Annotated in this window: 16 protein-coding genes and 1 riboswitch; of the genes, 13 read left to right on the forward strand and 3 right to left on the reverse strand. The window is 64.6% G+C overall.

What is annotated here, in order from left to right:
- Window positions 1-82: 82 nt before the first annotated feature.
- Window positions 83-1,714, reverse strand: coding sequence for a BCCT family transporter (locus H146_RS0106965; RefSeq protein ID WP_019951154.1), 1,632 nt, complete (start codon window positions 1,712-1,714; stop codon window positions 83-85).
- A gap of 216 nt (window positions 1,715-1,930) precedes the next feature.
- On the reverse strand, window positions 1,931-3,028 hold the full coding sequence (locus tag H146_RS0106970) for a cobalt-precorrin-5B (C(1))-methyltransferase (RefSeq protein ID WP_019951155.1): 1,098 nt from the start codon (window positions 3,026-3,028) through the stop codon (window positions 1,931-1,933).
- Window positions 3,029-3,312: 284 nt separating this feature from the next.
- On the opposite strand from H146_RS0106970, the gene katG reads away from it, so the two are divergent.
- The 9 genes from katG to H146_RS0107015 all read left to right on the forward strand — a co-directional run bounded on the left by katG (window position 3,313) and on the right by H146_RS0107015 (window position 15,588).
- Complete coding sequence (gene katG / locus H146_RS0106975; RefSeq protein WP_019951156.1) at window positions 3,313-5,598, forward strand: catalase/peroxidase HPI; 2,286 nt, start codon at window positions 3,313-3,315, stop codon at window positions 5,596-5,598.
- Window positions 5,599-6,038: 440 nt separating this feature from the next.
- Window positions 6,039-7,961, forward strand: coding sequence for a methyl-accepting chemotaxis protein (locus H146_RS0106980; RefSeq protein ID WP_019951157.1), 1,923 nt, complete (start codon window positions 6,039-6,041; stop codon window positions 7,959-7,961).
- A gap of 61 nt (window positions 7,962-8,022) precedes the next feature.
- Complete coding sequence (locus H146_RS0106985; RefSeq protein ID WP_019951158.1) at window positions 8,023-9,567, forward strand: chemotaxis protein CheW; 1,545 nt, start codon at window positions 8,023-8,025, stop codon at window positions 9,565-9,567.
- 4 nt (window positions 9,568-9,571) lie between these two features.
- Entirely contained in the window at window positions 9,572-10,648 is a 1,077-nt protein-coding gene (gene cheB, locus H146_RS0106990; protein ID WP_019951159.1) for a chemotaxis-specific protein-glutamate methyltransferase CheB, read from the forward strand.
- Between the two features lie 22 nt (window positions 10,649-10,670).
- Window positions 10,671-11,297, forward strand: coding sequence for a HEAT repeat domain-containing protein (locus tag H146_RS0106995; protein WP_019951160.1), 627 nt, complete (start codon window positions 10,671-10,673; stop codon window positions 11,295-11,297).
- Window positions 11,290-12,174, forward strand: coding sequence for a CheR family methyltransferase (locus H146_RS0107000; protein WP_019951161.1), 885 nt, complete (start codon window positions 11,290-11,292; stop codon window positions 12,172-12,174). The genes H146_RS0106995 and H146_RS0107000 overlap by 8 nt, the downstream gene beginning before the upstream one ends.
- A complete protein-coding gene (locus H146_RS0107005) occupies window positions 12,171-12,587 on the forward strand; it encodes a response regulator (protein WP_019951162.1) in 417 nt (138 codons plus the stop codon). The genes H146_RS0107000 and H146_RS0107005 overlap by 4 nt, the downstream gene beginning before the upstream one ends.
- Window positions 12,584-15,355: a chemotaxis protein CheA gene (locus H146_RS18710; protein WP_019951163.1), complete on the forward strand. Its 2,772-nt coding sequence runs from the start codon at window positions 12,584-12,586 to the stop codon at window positions 15,353-15,355. Before H146_RS0107005 ends, H146_RS18710 begins: the two co-directional genes overlap by 4 nt.
- Window positions 15,355-15,588 carry a hypothetical protein gene (locus H146_RS0107015; RefSeq protein WP_019951164.1) on the forward strand — a complete coding sequence of 78 codons (234 nt, stop codon included), beginning with the start codon at window positions 15,355-15,357 and terminating at the stop codon, window positions 15,586-15,588. Before H146_RS18710 ends, H146_RS0107015 begins: the two co-directional genes overlap by 1 nt.
- A gap of 21 nt (window positions 15,589-15,609) precedes the next feature.
- On the opposite strand, the gene H146_RS0107020 is transcribed toward H146_RS0107015, so the two are convergent.
- The gene (locus tag H146_RS0107020; RefSeq protein ID WP_019951165.1) at window positions 15,610-16,617 is read right to left on the reverse strand and encodes an SMP-30/gluconolactonase/LRE family protein; all 1,008 of its coding nucleotides are present in this window, start codon (window positions 16,615-16,617) and stop codon (window positions 15,610-15,612) included.
- A 156-nt stretch (window positions 16,618-16,773) separates the two neighbouring features.
- Window positions 16,774-16,923, forward strand: a riboswitch (FMN riboswitch).
- A gap of 244 nt (window positions 16,924-17,167) precedes the next feature.
- On the opposite strand from H146_RS0107020, the gene ribB reads away from it, so the two are divergent.
- The 4 genes from ribB (at window position 17,168) to H146_RS0107040 (ending at window position 20,872) form a co-directional block, all read left to right on the forward strand.
- On the forward strand, window positions 17,168-17,848 hold the full coding sequence (gene ribB, locus H146_RS0107025) for a 3,4-dihydroxy-2-butanone-4-phosphate synthase (protein ID WP_019951166.1): 681 nt from the start codon (window positions 17,168-17,170) through the stop codon (window positions 17,846-17,848).
- A gap of 2 nt (window positions 17,849-17,850) precedes the next feature.
- Window positions 17,851-18,333 (forward strand): bifunctional diaminohydroxyphosphoribosylaminopyrimidine deaminase/5-amino-6-(5-phosphoribosylamino)uracil reductase RibD, encoded by a 483-nt coding sequence (locus H146_RS18715; protein WP_051090984.1) that lies wholly within the window; start codon window positions 17,851-17,853, stop codon window positions 18,331-18,333.
- 31 nt (window positions 18,334-18,364) lie between these two features.
- Window positions 18,365-19,309: a glutathione S-transferase family protein gene (locus H146_RS0107035; protein WP_019951168.1), complete on the forward strand. Its 945-nt coding sequence runs from the start codon at window positions 18,365-18,367 to the stop codon at window positions 19,307-19,309.
- Window positions 19,310-19,381: 72 nt separating this feature from the next.
- Window positions 19,382-20,872, forward strand: coding sequence for a carboxypeptidase M32 (locus tag H146_RS0107040; RefSeq protein WP_019951169.1), 1,491 nt, complete (start codon window positions 19,382-19,384; stop codon window positions 20,870-20,872).
- Window positions 20,873-20,894 lie beyond the last annotated feature (22 nt).

Here is a 20,894-nt window from a genome sequence, read left to right on the forward strand (position 1 = left end):
AGACCCCAACGAATTTGAGACCCCAACGAAAGGAGGCGGCCCGCGGGCCGCCTCCGGTCTTTCATGGATTGACGCGGCAACGTCAGGCGCGTGGCTCCGAGCGCAGCCCCTGGATGATGGCGTAGCAGGCCGCCAGCAGCACAATGGTGAAGGGCAGCCCGGTAGTGATGACCGCCGCCTGCAGCGCGGTCAGACCGCCGCCCAGCAGCAGGGCGATGGCGATGGCACCCTCGATCAGCGCCCAGAACACACGCTGTGGCTTGGGTGCATCGACCTTGCCGCCGGCGGTAATGGAGTCGATCACCAGCGAGCCGGAGTCCGACGAGGTGATGAAGAACACCATCACCAGCACGATACCCACGAAGGAGGTGATCGCGGTCAGCGGCAACTGGCCCAGCATGGTGAAGAGCTGCAGATCGAGATTGGCATCGCGCACTCCCTGGAAGCCTTCGACCAGCTGATTGATGGCGGTATCGCCAAACGCCGTCATCCAGATCACCGATACCGCGGTCGGCACGATCAGTACGGCGATCAGGAATTCACGCACGCTGCGGCCACGGCTGACGCGGGCGATGAACATACCCACGAACGGCGACCAGGAGATCCACCAGGCCCAGTAGAAGGCGGTCCAGCCGTGCACGAAGCTGGTATCCTCGCGACCGAAGGGGTTGGACAGTGCCGGCAGGTAGCGCAGATAGGAGCCCAGGTTTTCGACGAAGCCGGTAGCGAGCAGCAGCGTCGGGCCGACGAAGATGACGAACAGCAGCAGTATAAAGGCCAGTGCCATGTTGACCTGTGACAGCCGCTGCACGCCTTTATCGACACCCAGCATCACTGAGGTCAGCGCGACCAGGGTGATGCCGATGATCAACAGCACCATGGTGACGTTGTTGTTGGGTATACCGAACAGGAAGTTCAGGCCGGCGGAGGCCTGGGAGGCGCCCAGCCCCAGCGAGGTTGCCAGACCGAACAGGGTGGCGAATACCGCCAGAATATCGATCACATGGCCCGGCCAGCCCCAGATGCGCTCACCCAGAATCGGGTAGAAGATCGAACGCATGGTCAGCGGCAGGCCCTTGTTGAACGAAAAGAGCGCCAGCGATAGCGCCACCACCGCGTAGATGCCCCAGGGGTGCAGGCCCCAGTGGAAGATGGTGGCGGCCATGGCCAGCGACTGCGAGGCGGCCTGGTTGCCGTCGGCGCCGCCCAGCGGTGCCCAGGCGTCACCGCTGATGGATGTGCCGTAGTGGGTGATCGGTTCCGACACGCCGTAGAACATCAGGCCGATACCCATGCCGGCGGCAAACAGCATGGCGAACCAGCCGGCATAGCTGAAGTCCGGCGTGGCGTTCATGCCGCCGATGCGTACCCTGCCCAGCGGCGTAAAGATCAGCACCACCGAAAGCAGCACGAAGATATTGGCGGCCAGCAGGAATAGCCAGCTCAGGTTGTCGGTCAGAAAGGTTCTTGCGCCGTTGAAAATCGGCGCCATCTGCTCCGGCAGGGCGAGCGTGATGATCACGAAAAGCAGAATCACCAGCGATGAGATCGTGAATACCTTGCCGTGCAGGTCGACGTTGAAGCCGAATTTACTGGTTTGAATGTTGTCCTGACCGATGACGTAATCGGTATCGATCAGGTTCGATTTACCTGTCGGTGGCGGAATGCCCTCGGATGACGGGGTGTTGTCGCTGTTGTCGGGCGTTTGACTCAAGGCCGTTCTCCATTTGTTGTCATGAGGATATTCGTTGTCATGAGGATATTGTCGGGCCGCGTGGCAGCCACTTGTTGGTACGGCAACCAGCATAGTCAAACGACGCCACGAGCTGGTCAATTGCCCTGTCGGCCAGAGACAAATGGGCGTCGAAGCCGATAGCCGCACGCAATATGCGCCACATGGTCACTGATAAGGACAGAAACGGCAACCCCGTTACGCGGTGTAATCGGCCCGTCCGATCAGACGTCCCGAACGATCGAATACCAGCACGTCGACGGCGATACCGCTGCGCTTGACAACGCGCGAAGCGACGTCGCGCGCTTCGCCGGCAATGAGATCGCCCAGCGCGATATCCGCCGCTGCGGCCAGTTCAAAGGCTTCCAGCGCTGAATTGGCCGCCAGCATGCGATGTTGCAAAACGCTGTCGCCTCCGGCGCCGGCGGCCAGCCCGGCCAGCCGCTCGAGATCGACCGCACCGCGTCGCGAGTGCAGATCAAGCATTCCCTGGCCGAGCTTGCTCATCTTGGCGATACCGCCGGCCACCGTGACCCTGGGCACCGGATGGGCGCGCAGATACTTGAGCATGCCGCCGACAAAATCGCCCATCTCGATCAGGGCGCTGTCGTCGAGGCCGTAGTGGGCCTGGACGGCGGCTTCCGAGGTTGCGCCGGTGGCACCGGCGATATGGTCGAAGCCGCGGGCGCGGGCGACATCGATGCCGCGATGGATGGAGTGAATCCAGGCCGAGCAGGAGAAGGGGATCACCACCCCGGTGGTGCCCAGTACCGACAGCCCGCCGACGATGCCCAGCCGGCCGTTGAGGGTGTCGCGGGCGATGCGTTCGCCGTCGTCGATGGCGATGGTGACTTCGAAATCGAGCTGGGCGTAGCCGCCGGCCTCGTGCACCGCCTCGCCCAGCGCCTCGACGATCATACGGCGCGGTACCGGATTGATCGCCGGCTCGCCGGGCGGGATCGGCAGCCCCGGGCGGGTGACCGTGCCCACGCCGGGGCCGGCGCGAAACACCACGCCCGAGCCGCCTTTCAGCGCTCTGACGGTGGCGCGTACCAGCACGCCGTGAGTGGCGTCCGGGTCGTCGCCGGCGTCCTTGATCACCCCGGCCATCGCCCAGCCTTCGCCCGTTTCGTGCACCGCCAGCGCGAAGGCCGGTGTCTGGCCGCGCGGCAGGCGGATCGTGACCGGGTCGGGAAAGGTGCCGCTGAGCAGCGCGCTGCAGGCTGCCCGCGCCGCTGCCGTGGCGCAGGCGCCCGTGGTCCAGCCGCGTCGTAGAGGGGAGCGATGATCCTGCATGGCGTGTTCGATACCGCCGCTTCAACGTTCGTTTTCGGGGTGGCCGCCTGACGTCGCGGCGCGCTTTATAGCCCTGGTCAATGGAGCGCCTGGAAAGAAATGATACCTGTGTTCACACAGCATCATTGTCTTTCATTTATGCTTGATCGGTCGATCGGTTCGGGCTCATCCGCATCCTTTGGGGGTGCCCATCAGAAGCCTGAGCCCGGAGCAAGACCGTAGCTTGTCGGCACCGCCTGACGATAACCCATCGGTGCTCGATTCAATAGAGGAAGGACAGACACATGAGCGAAGAAGTGAAGATTGGCGGCAAGTGTCCGTTCGCGGGCGACACGGTCGGGGGAGCTGCGGGCTCCGAGCCGACGTTGCAGCACTGGTGGCCGAATCGTCTCAAGGTCGAACTGCTGCATCAAAATCCCCGTGAAGCGAACCCTCAGGATCCCGATTTCGACTACGCCGAAGCGTTCTCCCGGCTCGATCTGGCCGAGGTCAAAAAGGACATCAAGGCGCTGCTGACCTCCTCGGTCGACTGGTGGCCCTCCGACTACGGCAACTACGGCCCGCAGATGATTCGCATGGCGTGGCACTCCGCCGGCACCTACCGCATTGCGGACGGCCGCGGCGGCGCCGGTGAAGCGATGCAGCGCTTCGCCCCGATCAACTCCTGGTGGGACAACGGCAACATCGACAAGTCGCGGCGTTTGCTGTGGCCGATCAAGCAGAAATACGGCGATGCCCTCTCCTGGGGCGATCTCATCGTGCTGACCGGTAACTGCTCGCTGGAAGTCATGGGCTTTCCCACCTTCGGCTTTGCCGGCGGCCGTATCGACGCCTGGGAGCCGGACAACCTGACCTACTGGGGGCCGGAGGGCTGGAACGGCGAGAAGGCAACCGAAGTCGCGCCGGGTCCGATGGAGGGTCACCCCAACGAGATGGTCACGCGCACCCTGCGCTGGACAGGCGAGCCCGGTGACGACAACTACGACCTGGAAGCGCCGCTGGCGGCCTCCAACATGGCGCTGATCTACGTCGACCCGGAAGGTTCGGCGAAAAAGGGGATTCCCGAGGATTCGGCCGCCGATATCCGCATCACCTTCGGTCGCATGGCGATGAACGATGAAGAGACCGTGGCGCTGATCGCCGGCGGTCACGCCTTCGGCAAGTCTCACGGCATGGTCAACCCGGAAAAGATCGGCCCGGCTCCCGAGGGCGCGCCGATCGAGGCCATGGGGCTGGGCTGGCAGAACCCGGATGGCAAGGGGTTTGCCGAATACACCATGACCAACGGCATCGAAGGCTCCTGGACGTCGAATCCCATCAGCTGGGACAACGAGTATCTTGAGAACCTCTTCAAGTACGAGTGGGAGCAGACCCGCAGCCCGGCCGGCGCGCTGCAGTGGACGCCGGTCGACAAGGATGCGAAACGCACGCCGGACGCTCATATCGAGGGCAAGGATCATCCGCTGATGATGATGACCTCCGATATTGCGCTGAAGGTCGACCCCTCCTATCGCAAGATCTGCGAGAAGTTCCTCGACGATTTCGACGACTTCACCGATGCCTTCGCCCGCGCCTGGTACAAGCTGACTCACCGCGACATGGGTCCGAAAGCGCGCTATCTGGGCGCTGAAGTGCCAAAAGAGGCGCTGATCTGGCAGGACCCGGTACCGGCAGTCGACTTCGAGCTGGTCAATGCAAGCGATATCGCCGATCTCAAGGCGAAGATCCTCGCCTCCGAGCTATCGACCGCCGAGCTGATCGGTGTGGCCTGGGGCGCGGCGTCCACCTATCGCGACTCCGACAAGCGCGGTGGCGCCGATGGCGGTCGTATCCGCCTGGCGCCGCAGAAGGACTGGGCGGTCAACAACCCCGCCGAGGTCGAGAAGGTCGTCAGGGTCATGGCAGGCATCAAGAGCGACTTCGACGGCGCTCAATCGGGCAGGAAGGTGTCGCTGGCCGATCTGATCGTACTGGGCGGGGCTGCGGCGGTCGAGAAGGCGGCGAAGGCAGCCGGTGTCGAGATCGAAGTGCCGTTCACGCCGGGCCGTAACGACGCCACCGACGAGCAGACCGACGTGCAGAGCTTCAACTGGCTGCAGCCGGTCTCCGATGGTTTTCGCAACTATCACCGCAGCGACGTGACGTACAACGTCTCGCCTGAGCAGATCTTTCTGGATCGCGCCGCGCTCTTGAAGCTCAGCGCTCCGGAGTGGACGGCGCTGACCGGCGGCCTGCGCGTGCTGGACGTCAACTCCGACGGCGAGTACAAGCAGCACGGCGTGTTCACCGACCGCCCGGGCGTACTGACCAATGACTTCTTCCTCAATCTGACGTCGCCGGCGTTCGAGTGGCAGAAGGTCGACGAGGCGGGCATGACGTTCACGCTCAACGATCGTGACAGCGGCGAGGTCAAATTCAGGGCGACCCGCTGCGACCTGATCTTCGGTTCCAACTCGCAGCTGCGTCAGCTGGCCGAGTTCTATGCTCAGAAAGGCGGACAGGAGAAGCTGGTACGCGACTTCGTGGCCGCCTGGAACAAGGTCATGATGCACGACCGCTTCGACGTCTGATTCCTCTCGCCAGCCGTGATGACACGGCCCCACGCCACCCGGCGTCGGGCCGTTTTTACTATCTCTCCCGACTATCTCTCCCGACTATCTCTCCCGCTGTCGTCTGCGACAGGCAGACGCACTGCTTTCGTGTTTTACACATGCTATACGCGTGATCGGCAGCATCACCCGTTTCTTTATACCGCGGCAACGGAGAAGAAACGGTAATCTTCATTCCCTTTTCCTTGGCTGAATGCGACCTGACTTGCTTTAGCGTGTCATATGCGAGAGCAATGTTGGGTCAACCACCGACGATTCCCTGCGGGACCATCCCGTGTCACCCGCCCGGTGCGCCAGGCCCCCTGTAATTCTCCGGACTTCATTGGGTCTGTTTGCAGGTTGCAAGCGCATGCGGACAGTTCCCGGCCTGAAAATCCGGCTCCAAACAGTGGACATGTCAGATGGCTTTGAAAAAAAGCGCGATTCAGTCAGACGACCAGCAGAGCGGGCAGGCGCGCGGCGCGTCGGCGACGGCGCAGCAGAGCGCCGAGCAGCAGCGCCGCCGGGCCCGCACGCTGGCCAAACAGCAGCAGTCCTCCGAGCGGGTCGCCAGCGCCGCCCAGCAGGTGGCGAGCAGTATTACCGAATCCGGCCAGGCGCGAGAGCAGCTCAACCAGAATCTGCAGGAGATCGCCTCGGCGGCGGAGGAGTCCGCCTCTGCCAGCCAGGAGAGTCTCGCCAGCGTGCGTTCGATCAACGAGCGCATCAAAACGCTCAATCAGCAGATCAAGAGTTCGCGCACTGAAGCGGATGATGCCAATCAGCGCTCGCGCCAGGCCGCGCAGCGCATCCGCAGCCTGTTCGAGAGTCTGAAGAGTACCGCCGAGCGCCAGCAGCGCTCGCAGTCGCTGATGCAGCAGCTCGAAGAGCAGGCCGGCTCGATCAACGAGGCCGCCGGTCACGTCATGCGCATCGCTGACCAGACCAACCTGCTGGCGCTCAACGCCGCTATCGAGGCGGGACGCGCCGGTCATCACGGTCGTGGTTTCGCGGTGGTGGCGGATACCGTGCGCGGGCTGGCCGAAGCCGCCGGGCGCAGCGCCACCGAAATTACCCAGCTGGCGGATCAGATTCAGGAGCGCACCGGCAGCGCCGGCGAACTGGTCAAGCAGTCGGCGGAGGCGGCCGGCAAGCAGGTCACTTCCAGCGAGGATGTCAACAATCAGTTTACCGCCATCGTCGAGGAGATGCGCGAGATCGCTGCCCTCACGGAGGCGATCGATGGTGCGGTGGACGAAGTCGAGGCGGCGATGTCCGACCTGCAGCAGGGCTCGGAAAATGTCGCCTCCGCTGCCGAGCAGCAGGCCTCCGCCTCGGAGGAGGTGGTCAACTCGCTGAGCGAGCAGAACACCGCGCTGAAGGAGGCCGAGACGCGCGCTCGCGAGTTGGAGGAGACCTCCGATGCCCTGCGTCAGAGCACCGAGGCGAGCCGCGATGCCGAGAGGGTGGCGGCGATCGCCGAGGACCTGGCCTCCTCGGTGGAGGAGTTGCAGCGTGGCTCGACCGAGGTCAGGACCGCACTGAGCGAGATTCTCGGCGGTGCCGAACAGAACGCCTCGGCTGCCGAGGAGTCGCTGACCGCGGTGCGTCAGGTCGAGGAGAACGTCAACAGCGCCGGCAGCCAGGCCGAAGACAGCCTGTCGCGTACCCAGCGCGTGTCGGAGTTGCTGTCGCACAACCGCAAAGCCATCGATGAGCTGATCAGCGGCGTCGAAACCGGCTTCGAGCAGGCTCAGCAGAATCTGAGCGAAATCCAGTCGATCCAGCAGTTCAATCGCCAGACCGACCGGATCGCCAACAACATCTCCAATATCGCCATCAAGACCAGCATGCTGGCGGTCAACGGCGCCGTCGAGGCCGCCCGTGCCGGCGAACACGGCAGCGGCTTTGCCGTCGTCTCCGGCGATATCCAGACGCTGGCCGACGACTCCAGCAAGAACGTCGAGGAGATTCAGGATCTGGTGCGCCGCATTCAGAACCATGCCGACAATCTCGAGCGCGATCTCGAAGAGCTTTTGAAGTGGTCCGAGCGCGACGTCGAACGTGCCCGCGACACCCTGGCCGATGTGGCCAGCCTGGAGGGCATGCGGGATTCATTGCTGACCGGCAGCCAGGGCGTGCAGGGAGGCCTCAACGAGGTCACCAATGCAATCGGCGAAGCGCGCACCGGCATGCAGCAGGTGGCGGAGTCGGCGGAAGAGTCGACCACCAACGTGCGTTACGCCTCGACCTCGGCCGACGAGCAGGCGCAGGGCGCCGAAGAGCTGGCGGCCGCGGTCGAGGAGATCTCCTCTATCGCCGACGAGATGCAGTACAGCCAGTAACCGCCCCTTTGGCGCTGCGCGTCCGGGAGCTGCGGCGAAAGCCGCTGTATGGAGAGACAGCATGAGTTCATCGCAAGCGCAAACAAGCGACGACAGCGGCGTCGTCATCTGCCGGCTGGGCGGCGAGCGTTTTGCCCTGCCGATGCGTCAGGTCAGCGGCGTGCTGCGTCGTCCCGCCATACGTCGTCTGCCGATGTCGCAGCAGGCGCTGCTGGGGCTGGCCAGTCTGCGCGGCAGCGTGGTGCCGATCATCGCTCTGCATCACCTGCTGGGGCTGGCCTGTGATCGCGATGGCGAAAGCGACAGCCGCATCGTGATGATGGAGCTGGAGCAGACGCTGGGCATCTGCGTCGATGATGTCGAGAACGTGGTGTCGCTGCCGGCCGAAAGTGCTATCGGTGCGGCAGAAGAGACGACGCGCAGCGGCGTGCGCGGTCACCATCTCGACAGTGAAGGGCGCGTGATTCAATGGCTCGATGTCGCCCGGCTGGTGCAGGAGCAGCTGGTACCCGTCGAACGCAAGGCGGTGCCGACGCCCTCGGGGGCCGCTCAGACGGCGTCACCGGACCCCGGCACGCCGCAATATGACAGCCGTGAGCAGAACATCTCGCTGGTCAGTTTTACGCTGGCCGAACAGCATTTTGCGCTACACCTCGAACATGTTCGCCAGATCCTGCGCCTGCCCGAGGAGGTCAGCGCGGTGCCCAACGCTCCGGACTACCTGCTGGGGCTGATGACGCTGCGCGACGAGACCCTGCCGCTGCTGGCGCTCGGCCCCTGGTTCGGGCTGGCCGGGCTCCCCGAAGCGGGGGCGCCGGTGGTGGTGCTGGGGCTCGGGGAGTACCGCATTGGCGTGGTGGTGGATGGCGTCAACCAGGTGGTCCGGCTGGCGCCGGCCGCGCTGCGCGGCTTTCCGGCGCTGTCCACCGGTGGTCCGGATGCCGGCATCGAGGCGATCTGCCGGCCGGCGGCCGATCAGCCGCTGATGACGCTTCTGAGCGAGCAGCCCTTTCGCAAGCTGGCCGAGCAGTATGGCGTTCCGATGGCGGCCTCGCGGGACGTCCGGGACGGCAGTGAAGCGGTCGATGAGGGCGAGGATGACGATGAATCGCTGCGGCTGTTGGAGTTCAGCCTTGCCGGCCAGCAGTACAGTCTGCCGCTGGAAGCGGTGACCGAGATCGCCAGTCGACCCGAGGCGCCCACTCAGGTGCCGGCAACCCCTGAATTTCTCGACGGCATGATCAACCTGCGCGGTGATGCCCTGCCCATTGTCGACATGGCAAAGCGGCTGGGCGTGGCGCCTGAAGTGTCCGGCGACGACAGGAGCGGCAGCGAGCGACGCATCGTGGTGGTCAGTCACCGTGGCATGAAAACCGGGCTGCTGGTCGATGTGGTCAACAACGTCATGCATGTTCGCCGCTCGTGGCTCGAAGCGTCACCGGTCGTCATGCTGGGGCGCGAAGTGCTGGTGGATCGCCTGGTGAGACTGCCCGACAGTCGCGATGTCATTCAACTGCTGACGCTGGAGGCGCTGTTCTCCGCCGACGAACGAGCGCAGCTCGATGAAATGAGCGGTGACGTCGCCGACGCGCCATTAACGGAATGATGCCATGACGACCAGGGTGCTGGTGGTGGATGACTCGGCGCTGATGCGCCGCCAACTGCGAACCCTTTTGGAAGAGGCGGGGGAGTTCGAGGTGACCACGGCGCGTAACGGCGAGGACGCGCTGACGCAGTGTCGCGAGCGACGCCCCGATGTGGTGACGCTGGATATCAACATGCCGGTCATGGACGGTCTGACCTGTCTGTCGCACCTGATGATCGAGACGCCCTGCCCGGTGATCATGGTCTCGTCGCTGACCGAAAAGGGCGCGCTGTCGACCTTCGAGGCCCTTGAACTGGGAGCCTTCGACTACGTCACCAAGCCCGATGGCACGGTATCGAGCAACATGCGGACAGTAGCCGATGCGCTGATCGACCGGGTGCGCGCTGCGGCCGGTAATCGCCGTGGCACGCCCGAGCGCACCTCGGCAGCGGTCGCCGACGAGCCGCCGGTCACGGCGCCGGCAAGACGCAACACGGCGGCGGTCACCTTTGCCCGACCGCCGCAGCGGGAACTGGTGGTCATCGGCGTTTCCACCGGTGGTCCGGGCACCCTGGAGACCATTCTGGGCGAGCTGCCGGCCGACTTCCCGATCCCCATCGTTATCGCCCAGCATATGCCGGCGCGCTTTACCGAAGTGTTCGCCGCACGGCTGAACGACAAGTGCGCCGTCGAGGTACAGGAGGTGCGCGGCCCGGTCAGGCTGCAGCCCGGCAACGTTTATATGGCGCGTGGCGAGGCCGACATGCGCATCGTGCGGCGCGGCACGACGCTGGTAGCGAAGAGCCTGCCGAGCAGCGATCGCTACCTCTGGCACCCCAGCGTCTCGCGGCTGGTGGCCTCCGTGCTGGAGGTGGTTACCCCGTCTCGGCTGATTGCCGTGCAGCTGACCGGCATGGGCTACGACGGCGCCGAGGAGATGGCCGACGCCCATCGCCGGGGCGCGCTGACGCTGGCCGAGAGCGAGCGCAGCGCGGTGGTCTACGGCATGCCGCGGGTGCTGATCGAAAGCGGTGGCGCCGAGGTGGTGTGCGACAGCCGCGACATGGCCGCGCAACTGATGCAGTGGCTGGCCGCAACCTGATGATGAGTGCAGGAGAGCTTCGATGGCCCCTCTGAGGCGCAGCGCAATTTGCTCCGGGACGCCTGACAGCCGTGGTGGTGATAACGACATCGCGGCAGGCGATCTGTACGATCCGACGCCTGCCGTGCGACGGGCGGCCGCAAGGGGGCTGGCCGACTCCCCCGAGGCGGCATCGTCGCTACTGCGGTGTCTGCGCCTTGAACCCGAACACAGCGTGCGTGCGACCCTCTTTACGGCGCTCGAATATCAGCACAACGAGACGGCTACCGAAGGTCTGATCGAACTGCTGCGCAGCGACAGCGCCGAACTGCGAAGCGGTGCGGTAGCCGTGCTGCAGACCCGACCCGCCGAGATGGCGCCGCATATGGAAGAGCTGCTGCGCGACCCGGACGCGGACGTGCGCATCATGGCACTGGACGTGCTGGGGGGCATGCCCCACCAGCAGTGTCCTGTCTGGCTGATGTGGCTTCTGGAGCATGAAAGCCACCCCAACGTGCTGGGCGCGGCGCTCGACCGTCTGATGGAGATCGGCGACGGTCGCGCACTGCCGCTGCTCGCCCGACTGCGTGAGCGGGTGGGTGATGACCCCTGTCTGGGGTTTGTCATCGACGCCGTTTATCGGCGTATCGAGGACTCGTCCGATGGCTGAGACCATGCACAGCCTGCGCAAAACCGCGGTGACCCTGAGTGACGCCGATTTTGGCCGCTTTCGTGACTATTTCTATCGCCGCACCGGTATCTATTTCGAGGACTCCAAGCGCTACTTCGTCGACAAACGCCTGCTGGAGCGCATGCGGCTCACCGGTCACGAGGAGTTTCGCGGCTACTTCGCTGCCCTGCGCTTCAGGGCGGTCGGCGATGAGTTTCAGAACCTCGTCAACGCCATGACGGTCAACGAGACCTATTTCATGCGTGAGCGTTACCAGTTCGACTGTCTGGTCGAAGAGGTGCTGGAGGAGGTCATGCGGCGTCGCGAGGGCAGCCGACCGATCCGTATCTGGGTGATCCCTTCCAGCACCGGCGAGGAGCCCTATTCGCTGGCGCTGACGCTGCTGTCGCGCTGGCCGCTGATCGACAGCGTCGACGTCGAGATCGTTGCCTCCGATATCGACACCAGCGTGCTGGAGCGTGCCCGGCTGGGCGTCTACACCGGTCGTTCGCTGCAGCATGTGGACAGCGAACTGCGCCGGCGCTACTTCAACGAGCTGGGCGGCGGCCGCTGGCAGATCGCCGACTTCATTCGCGATGCGGTCAGTTTTTCGCGGGTCAATCTGCTGGAGCCCGAGCATCTGCGGGGCTATCGCGATTTCGACATCATTTTGTGTCGCAATCTGCTGATCTATTTCGATGATGCGTCGCGCCGCCGGGCGGCCAGCATTCTCTACGACGCCCTGGATGAAGGCGGCTTCATTTTCCTCGGTCACTCCGAATCGATGAGCCGTATCTCCTCGTCGTATCAGGTACGCAGGTTCAAACATGCACTGGTTTACCAGAAGCCGTGGAAACGACCCCGGAGCGAGCCATGAAACAGATTCTGATCGTTGACGACGCCCTGACGGTGCGCATGTTTCACCGTCAACTGGTGACCGCTATCGGCCATGGCGTGGTCGAAGCGGAAAACGGTGTCGAAGCGCTCGAAAAGCTGGCGCAGGCGCCCTGCGATCTGATGCTGGTAGACGTCAACATGCCCTTTATGGACGGCTATCGCTTTATTCGCAGCGTGCGCGAGAGCGCCGAATGGTGTGACATACCGGCGATCATGATCAGCACCGAAGCGAAGCCCGACGACCGCCGTCAGGCCTACGCCGCCGGCGCCAATTTCTATCTGGTGAAACCGACCGATCCACAGCATCTTGAAAAACTGATCGTTACTCTTCTCGGCCACCCCGAGCCCGAGGCCAGGGCTGCCGTCAACCGCGAGACAGGAGCCTGCTCATGAACTCACTGCTTGAGTCCTATATCGTCGAAGCGCGCGATATGCTGGAGTCCGCCAGCGAAACCATTCTGGCGCTGGAAAAAACGCCCGATGCCAGCGACCGGCTGGATGAGCTGTTTCGCAGCATCCATACCCTCAAGGGCACCTCGGGCATGTTTGATAACCTGAACGCCCTCTACCGGCTGGTGCACGTTGCCGAGGACGGTCTCGACCGCCTGCGCGGGCGCGAATTCGATCTGACCGGCGACTATATCGACCTGCTGTTCGACGTGCTCGACCAGCTCAACGGCTGGCTCGATCATCTCGACCAGCACGGCGAGCTGCCCGACGATGCCGAAGCGGCGGCTACGGCGCTGATCGCGCGGCTGGGTAGCGAGGTGCCGCAGAGCGGTGCGACCATCGCGCCGCCGGAAAGTCCCGCCGAGCCGCCTGCCGAGGCCCCCGAATGGGTCGCCGCGCTGCCGCCGGCGTGGCTGCATGAAGCGCGCGAGGAGGCGCGCCGAGTGCCGCAGGCGAGCGTGCTGGCGCTGACCTGGCGCCCCGAAGAGAGTGCCATCTACGACGGCGGCGATCCTCTCGCCGATATCGCTGCACTGCCCGGGCTGATCGGCTTTCGCGCCGCGCCGCGCGAGCCCTGGCCCGATATGGAGCTATTCGATCCCTACCACTGCACACTGGCGTTCATGGCGCTGACCGTCACCACCCATGATGCCATGACGCAACACCTGGGCGCGGCACAGGCGCAGTGCCAGTGGCAGGAGGTGAGCGCCGCACTGCAGGCAGACGATAGCGAGGACGCCATACCACAGGCCGCTGACGGAGAGGCGGAGGCCGACACGCCGGCGGGCGACTCGCCGGAACTGGAGGCGCTGTTCGAAGCGCAGTCCGCCGAGCATGACAAGGCTCAGGAGCCGGCTGCCGCCCCCGAGGGTTCGGCTACGGCGGCGCCGGGCGGCGACTCGCCGGAGCTGGAAGCGCTCTTCGCAGCGCACGCGGATGATGCCGCTGCCAGTGACGATGAGGCGGACACAGACGATGAGGCGGACACAGACGATGAGGTGGCGCGTGAAATGCTGGCTGAACAGCGGCGCGTGCTACTTACCCCCGTCGAGGAAGCGCAGCGTTCCGGGCGACTGGACGCAGTAGTCCGGGTGATCGGCGAGATACTGGCGCAACAGCGCCGCGAGCACTCGCTGGAAACGCTGCAGGCCGCCGGAGAGCAGGCGCGCAGCGAAAACAGTGAAGCGCCGCTCTTGAGCTGGCTGGACAGCGAGCTGCCCGCCGAGTCGCAGAGTGAGGACGTCGCAACGCCCGCCAATAGCGAGCCGACGGCGAGCGAAGCGGATCAGCAGGGTAGAGCAGAGCACAAGAGTGAAGCGAATCAAAAGCGTGGGGCGGATCAGGAGCGCGCCACGGCATCCGCTGGTGGCGCTGCAGCAGCGCCGGCCGAGCGTGAAACCTCGGGCGCTTCGGCGCCGGCGAGCCGGCGTCAGTCGAGCGACCGCGGCGGCGAGTCCTCCGGCGGCCATGCCGACAGCCGCCCGCTGCGCGTGGAGCAGCACCGCATCGATGAGTTGATGAATCTGGCCGGCGAGCTGATCGTGGCCAAGAACGCGCTGCCCTTTCTGGCCCGGCGGATCGAAAACGGCGACGACCGTGACGAGCTGGTGCGCGAACTCAAGGTCAGCCAGGCCAACATCGACCGTATCTCCAATCGCATCCAGGACGCCGTCATGTCGGCGCGCATGGTGCCCATGTCGACGGTGTTCCAGCGCTTTCCACGGCTGGTGCGCGATATCGCCCGCAAGCTCGACAAAAAAGTGGAGCTGGTCACCGAAGGAGAGGAGACCGAGGCCGACAAGAACATTATCGGCGGTCTCGGCGACCCGCTCACCCACCTGATCCGCAACAGCCTCGATCACGGCATGGAGCTTCCCGCCGAGCGCACGGCAGCCGGCAAGCCCGCCACCGGCCGCGTGACGCTGCGCGCCGCGACCATGGAAGACCACGTCATGATTGAGCTGAGCGACGACGGTCGCGGCATCGACGCCCAGGCGATCATGCAGCGCGCCTATCAGAAGGGGCTGGTGGATGAGCACGAACTCGACGGCATGAGCGAGGAGGAAGCGCTCAACCTGATTCTGCTGCCCGGTTTCTCCACCGCCGATCAGGTCTCCGACCTGTCCGGCCGCGGCGTGGGCATGGACGCGGTCAAGAGTGCCATTCAGGAGGTCGGTGGCCGGCTGGTGATCCAGAGCGAGAAGGGCGCGGGTTCCACCATGCGCATCATGCTGCCGATGTCGATGGCCGTCACCCGGGTACTGGTGGTGGATATCGACAACCAGTACTACGGCGTGCCGATGCCGATTATCCGCGAAACCGTGCGGCTGCCGCGCAGCGCCTTCAATCGCGTCAAGCAGACCGAGGTGATGGCGCTGCGCGATGAGTTGATTCCGGTTCACCGCAGTCGTCAGCTGCTGGGGCTGGAGGGGCCGCAGGAGCCGCCCGAGGAGCAGGCGGTGCTGATTCTGGAGGTGGACAACCACAAGGTGGGGCTGGTAGTCGACGAGTTCCGCCAGAGCATGGATATCGTGCAAAAGCCCATGGAGGGCATCATGGCGCAGTTCGATATCTTTGCCGGCAGCGCGCTGACCGGCGACGGTCGGGTGCTGCTGGTACTCAATGCCCCGGCGCTGCTGAAACGGGCGACCGCTGCCGGTGCGGCATCGTCCGGGGATATCAAACGTGCGCGACACGAGGAGAGCGTCTGATGCCGATCGAATACCGCAAGCGCAGCGCCGTCATGCAGGGGGTCTGCCAGCTGGAGGAAGTCGAGGAGCTGCAGGGCTGGATGCTGGAGAACCCGCGCGCCTCGCTCAACCTGGGACAGTGCGAGCATCTGCATACCGCCATCGTGCAGCTGATTCTGGCGAGTGAGTTTCGCATCTCGACACCGCCCGAGCGGCCGCTGCTCAAAATGGCGCTGGGACTACCAACGCCCTGATGTCATGGACAGAGTCGGGAGTCAGCGGTTGGCCTCGTCGACCTTTACCGGCACCCGGTAGAGACTCGCGCTGGCGGTGATATAGACCGCCCGGTCGTCGCCACGGCCGAACGCCAGGTTGGCGGTGCGCTCGGGCAGTTCGATGCGGCCCAGTCGCTTCCCCGCGGGGCTGAAAACCTGAATGCCGCTGTCGCTGCTCGACCAGACATTGCCCTGTTCGTCGACCTTGATGCCGTCCGGCACGCCGGGGGATACCTCGGCGAATACGCGAGCGCCGCTCAGTGCGCCGTTCTCGTCGACGTCGTAGGCGACAATGTGGTGGTTGAGGCTGTCATCGTCGCGGTCGTGGGCCTGCTGGGAGTCGGCAATATAAAGGATATGTTCGCCGGGGGCGAAAGCCAGCCCGTTGGGTGTTTTCACCATCGACGTCTCGAGCCGGGTCAGTTCGTGGCGCTGTGGGTCGAAGCGATAGACGAACTCGCCGCCGGTCACTGCGCGGCCGCCATATCCCTCCTCGGGAACGTCGATGCCGAAGGTGGGGTCGGTAAACCAGATATCGCCATTGGTGTCGACCACCAGGTCGTTGGGGCTGTTGAGCTTGTTCATGCCGTCGATATCCACCAGCAGGCGCCACTCGCCGTTCTCTTCGCGTCGCTCGACGCCGCGTCGCCCGTGGGAGGCGGCGACCACCCGGCCCTGCTGATCGAGCGCATGGCCGTTGTGAAACTGCGCCGGCTTCAGCCACTCACTGACGCCCTCTCCCTCGCGCCAGATCAGCACCCGGTTGCTCTTGATATCGCTCCAGATCACCCCGCCCTGCGGCAGCGCCAGCGGTCCTTCGCTCCACAGCGCCTCGCCGTAGAGTCTTTCGGGTATGGCATCGCTGTCGATCAGTGCATGGAAGGCCGGGTCGTCGGCGACCACCCGGGCCGCGCCATCGTCGGCATGGGTGCTACCGCCGAGGCTGATGCCGGCCATCAGCAGACCGCCGTAGAGTGGGCGAGACAGTAGTCTGAGTGTCGAGGGCATAACGATCTCCTTGTCGGCTGGCAGAGAAGGGCGCTTTCCATTATTGGCCCGAAGCCTTCTTTCTTGCCATATCGTGGCCAACGTTTCATTGAGGCGAAGTGCGCATTGCCGTGGCCGCCTCGAAGCGCTACCCTCCGAGGCGATTCGCCATGCGAATCGGATCCTCAGGGCGGGGTGCAAGTCCCCACCGGCGGTGATGTTGCGGCCTCCAGGCGGCCGCGAACGAGCCCGCGAGCGTACCAGGGTATGCAGGAACCGGTGAGATTCCGGTGCCGACGGTGATAGTCCGGATGGGAGAGGATCGACAGCCCGCGTCGTCCCGCGACCGCGCCGGGCGTCCTGCCATTGCTCCTGTCGTGCCCTGTTCCCTGTCATCGCTCTGGAGGGCGTTTACAAAAGGGCTGCGCTCGACAATACGGCGTTAAAATTGACCTCAAATGCTCATTTACCCCATGTAAACTCCGCGTTTTCGGTCAATTTTGCCTTGTCTTGCCTTCGCTCGCCTGATTTGTCAACACCCTCCTGTGGGCGAACCTGGAGCAGACACCTTATGTCACAGCATCAGAACTTCTCTTTTGAAAGCGCCGAGCAGCGCGTGCGCGCTGCCCTCGACAGCCTGGCGCGCGGCGAAGGCGTGGTGGTCACCGACGACCCCGAGCGTGAAAACGAAGGCGACCTGATCTTCGCCGCCGCGACGCTCACCGAGCGCCAGATGGCGCAGATGATTCGCCATGGCAGCGGTATCGTCTGCCTCTGCCTGACCGGCGAACAGGCCGACCGGCTCGAACTGCCGCCCATGGTACGCCGCAACGAAAGCCGCTACTCAACCGGCTTTACCGTCTCCATCGAGGCGCGCGAGGGAGTCACCACCGGCGTCAGCGCTCATGACCGCACCGTGACCGTGCGCACTGCCGTGGCTGACGGCGCGCAACCGCAGGACCTTGCCCGCCCCGGGCATATCTTCCCGCTGCGCGCCCGCGCCGGCGGCGTGCTGGCGCGGCGCGGCCACACCGAGGCGACCATCGACCTGGTGCGCCTCTCCGGCCACGGCCGCGCCGGCGTGCTGTGCGAGCTGATGAACGACGACGGCACCATGATGGGCGGCGAGGCACTGGCCGACTACGCCGAGGACCACGGCTATCCGCTGGTATCGATCGCCGAGCTGGCCGCCTGGCGTGAAGCCCACGACAGCCCCGGCGATTTCAATGCGGCGTCGATGGTGATGCCGTGACCATGGCGAATGACGCGTGCTCAGAAATCTTCTCTACACGAACCGATTTCATGAGTAGAGCGTTATCGCTATCCCGCCGGGCGCTCCCCGACTGCCTTCCCAATCCGCCCGTTGGCTGCGTGCTGGTTTCGCAGGGCGAGATACTTGCTGAAGGCTATACCCGGTTTCCAGGCCATCATCATGCAGAGGTGGAAGCTCTATCGAAGCTGCCGGATGGCGCAGGCAGCGTGGAGGCCTACGTCACTCTGGAGCCCTGCTCGTTCAGAGGGCGAACGCCTTCCTGCGCGCAGGCGCTGATCGATCGCGGGGTCCAGCGTGTGTACGTCGCTCTGATTGATCCGCATCCCCTGAATCAGGGCCGTGGTATCGAAATGATGCGTTCAGCCGGCCTTGAGGTATTCACCGGTATCGAAAAAGAAGCCGTAGCCGGTTTTATCGGAAGCTATCTGAATATCGATCCGCTTTATCAGCAATATCGCTTATAGAGCCGACACGCGAAATGCGAGGAAATGCGTCATGAGCGAGCTGTTGCTGCATCACTTCGAAGCTTCCCCCTATGCTGAAAAGGTGCGCTTGCTGCTGGGCTATTGCAGTCTCGAGTGGGCTTCGGTGCGCATTCCGCGCATTCTGCCCAAGCCGTACTACTTGGCGTTGACCGGCGGCTATCGTAAAACGCCGACGCTGCAAATCGGTCGCGATCTGTACTGCGATACGGCGCTGATCACCCGCGTAATCGCGGCGCGCGCTGGTTATACCGAAACATTGCTGCCTGCTGATCGCGCTGTCGAGATCGTGGCGCTGGAGGCACTGGGTGACCGACTTTTTCTTGCCGCTATTCCGGTGCTGTTTCGCCCCGAGGGGCGTGCGGCACTGGTGGAAAAGCTTGGCGAGGAGGGCCTGGCGAAATTTCAGGCCGACCGTGCTGAACTATTCAGTGGCGGCAGCGTATCGCTCCCCGACGAGCAGCTCTCGCGGGCGCTCTGGGCGCCCGGTCTGGCCAGGCTGGAGGCGCAGCTGACGCCGCGTCCCTTCCTGCTTGGTGAAATGCCGACGCTTGCGGATTTCGCGCTCTATCATCCGATCTGGTATGTACGCAGCAATCCGGGTGTGGCGGCGAGCATTGACGGCCATCCACGGCTGCTCGAATGGTTCGCCCAAATGAGCGCCTTCGGCCGGGTTGAGCGCCATGAGCTGAGCGAGGCACATGCCCATGACGTAGCCGCCGCCTGTACACAGTGGCAGCCGCTGGCCGGCGAGCACGATCCCTCGCTCGGCTTTGATCCTGGTTCCACGGTCAACGTCCATGCGCGTGACTACGGCGTGGAATGCACCTCTGGCAGGCTGGTTCAACTGAGTCGCGACACTATCAGTCTCGAGCGTCACGCAGAGTTCGAGGGGAGTACCATCGGCCCGGTCAGGGTGCACTTCCCGCGCGATGGTTTCGTGATCGAGCCGGCGTGACAAAGCCTTCACGGTTGGTAGAGTTGGTGGTCGTACCTGCGATGTTCCCACTGCCCAAAGGACGCTCCGGCCATGACCGATGCCTACTGCAAGCTCGAAGCGCGCTTCGCGCGACTCTCCCGCTATGCCCACCTGGGCGCCATGGCCGGCTGGGATCAGCTCACTCTGATGCCTTCCGGTGGCAGCGAGGCGCGCGCTGCGGCTATTGCCGAGCTGCAGGTACTGATGCACGAAAGTCTGACCGACGACGCCACCCGCGGGCTGCTCGACGACGTCGACCCCTCGACTCTTGACGACACCCAGCGTGCCAATCTGCGCGAAATGAAGCGCGAGGTCGACGATGCTCGGGTGTTGCCACCGTCGCTGGTCGAGGCGCAGTCGCTGGCCGGCGCACGCGGCGAGCGAGCCTGGCGCCGCTGCCGGGCAGACAACGACTGGCAGGGGTTTCTCGAGCCCTTTCGCGAGGTGGTTCGCCTCGCCCGCGAGGAGGCGACAATCCGCGCCGAAGCGGCGGGCTGCTCGCGCTACGAGGCGCTGCTGCAGAAGTTCGAGCCCGGTATGAGCGTTGCCGAGCTGGACCGCCTGTTCGCCGATATGCGCCAGTGGCTGCCGGGACTGCTGCAGGAAGTGGTCGAACACCAGCGCGCCACGGTTGACTACACCACGCCGCGCGGCCCCTTCCCGCAGCAGGATCAGCAGCGGTTGGGGCAGCGCATGATGGACTGGTTGGGATTCGACTTCGAGCACGGCCGGCTGGATGTCAGCCTGCACCCTTTCTGCGGCGGCGTGCCGGAGGATGTGCGCCTGACCACGCGATATCGTGAGGATGAGTGCTTCTCGTCGCTGATGGGCATCATCCACGAGACCGGCCACGCCCGCTACGAGCAGAACCTGCCCGCGGCGCTGCGCGGCCAGCCGGCGGGAAAGGCGCGCTCGATGGCGGTACACGAATCCCAGAGCCTGAGCTTCGAGATGCAGCTGGGACGCAGCGCCGCCTTTCTGCGCTGCCTGCGCCCCTGGCTGGTCGAGCAGTTCGGCGACCAGCCGGCGTTCGAGGCCGACAATCTGGTGCGGCTGGCGCAGCGCGTCGAGCCGGGGCTGATCCGCGTCGACGCCGACGAAGTCAGCTATCCGGCGCACATTCTGCTGCGCTACGACATCGAGCGCGCCCTGATCGAGGGCGACATCGAAGTGGAGGAGATTCCCGGGCTGTGGGACGAGGGTATGCAGCGCCTGCTGGGACTCGACACCCGCGGCAACTACCGCGACGGCTGCCTGCAGGATATCCACTGGACCGACGGCGCCTTCGGCTACTTCCCCACCTACAGTCTCGGCGCCATGCTGGCTGCCCAGCTGATGGCCGCCGCCCGCCGCGAACGGCCCGACCTCGACGAGCGCATCGCCGCCGGCGACCTGAAGCCGCTTTTTTACTGGCTGAAGACCAACGTCTGGCAGCAGGGCAGCCTGTATGACACCGACGAGTTGATCCGCCGCGCCAGCGGTGAATCGCTCAACCCGGCGCACTATCGGCGCCACCTGCGTACGCGCTATCTGGGGGAGTGAGCCCCCCTGATTTTAATTTAAC

Source organism: Kushneria aurantia DSM 21353, from assembly GCF_000382245.1.
Taxonomy (GTDB): Bacteria; Pseudomonadota; Gammaproteobacteria; order Pseudomonadales; family Halomonadaceae; genus Kushneria; species Kushneria aurantia.

What these genes read in the sequence shown, in the direction of transcription:
- H146_RS0106970 (WP_019951155.1), bottom strand. Translation starts at nt 3,028, where the DNA reads ATGCAGGATCATCGCTCCCCTCTACGACGCGGCTGGACCACGGGCGCC.
- katG (WP_019951156.1), top strand. Translation starts at nt 3,313, where the DNA reads ATGAGCGAAGAAGTGAAGATTGGCGGCAAGTGTCCGTTCGCGGGCGAC.
- H146_RS0106980 (WP_019951157.1), top strand. Translation starts at nt 6,039, where the DNA reads ATGGCTTTGAAAAAAAGCGCGATTCAGTCAGACGACCAGCAGAGCGGG.
- H146_RS0106985 (WP_019951158.1), top strand. Translation starts at nt 8,023, where the DNA reads ATGAGTTCATCGCAAGCGCAAACAAGCGACGACAGCGGCGTCGTCATC.
- cheB (WP_019951159.1), top strand. Translation starts at nt 9,572, where the DNA reads ATGACGACCAGGGTGCTGGTGGTGGATGACTCGGCGCTGATGCGCCGC.
- H146_RS0106995 (WP_019951160.1), top strand. Translation starts at nt 10,671, where the DNA reads ATGGCCCCTCTGAGGCGCAGCGCAATTTGCTCCGGGACGCCTGACAGC.
- H146_RS0107000 (WP_019951161.1), top strand. Translation starts at nt 11,290, where the DNA reads ATGGCTGAGACCATGCACAGCCTGCGCAAAACCGCGGTGACCCTGAGT.
- H146_RS0107005 (WP_019951162.1), top strand. Translation starts at nt 12,171, where the DNA reads ATGAAACAGATTCTGATCGTTGACGACGCCCTGACGGTGCGCATGTTT.
- H146_RS18710 (WP_019951163.1), top strand. Translation starts at nt 12,584, where the DNA reads ATGAACTCACTGCTTGAGTCCTATATCGTCGAAGCGCGCGATATGCTG.
- H146_RS0107015 (WP_019951164.1), top strand. Translation starts at nt 15,355, where the DNA reads ATGCCGATCGAATACCGCAAGCGCAGCGCCGTCATGCAGGGGGTCTGC.
- H146_RS0107020 (WP_019951165.1), bottom strand. Translation starts at nt 16,617, where the DNA reads ATGCCCTCGACACTCAGACTACTGTCTCGCCCACTCTACGGCGGTCTG.
- ribB (WP_019951166.1), top strand. Translation starts at nt 17,168, where the DNA reads ATGTCACAGCATCAGAACTTCTCTTTTGAAAGCGCCGAGCAGCGCGTG.
- H146_RS18715 (WP_051090984.1), top strand. Translation starts at nt 17,851, where the DNA reads ATGGCGAATGACGCGTGCTCAGAAATCTTCTCTACACGAACCGATTTC.
- H146_RS0107035 (WP_019951168.1), top strand. Translation starts at nt 18,365, where the DNA reads ATGAGCGAGCTGTTGCTGCATCACTTCGAAGCTTCCCCCTATGCTGAA.
- H146_RS0107040 (WP_019951169.1), top strand. Translation starts at nt 19,382, where the DNA reads ATGACCGATGCCTACTGCAAGCTCGAAGCGCGCTTCGCGCGACTCTCC.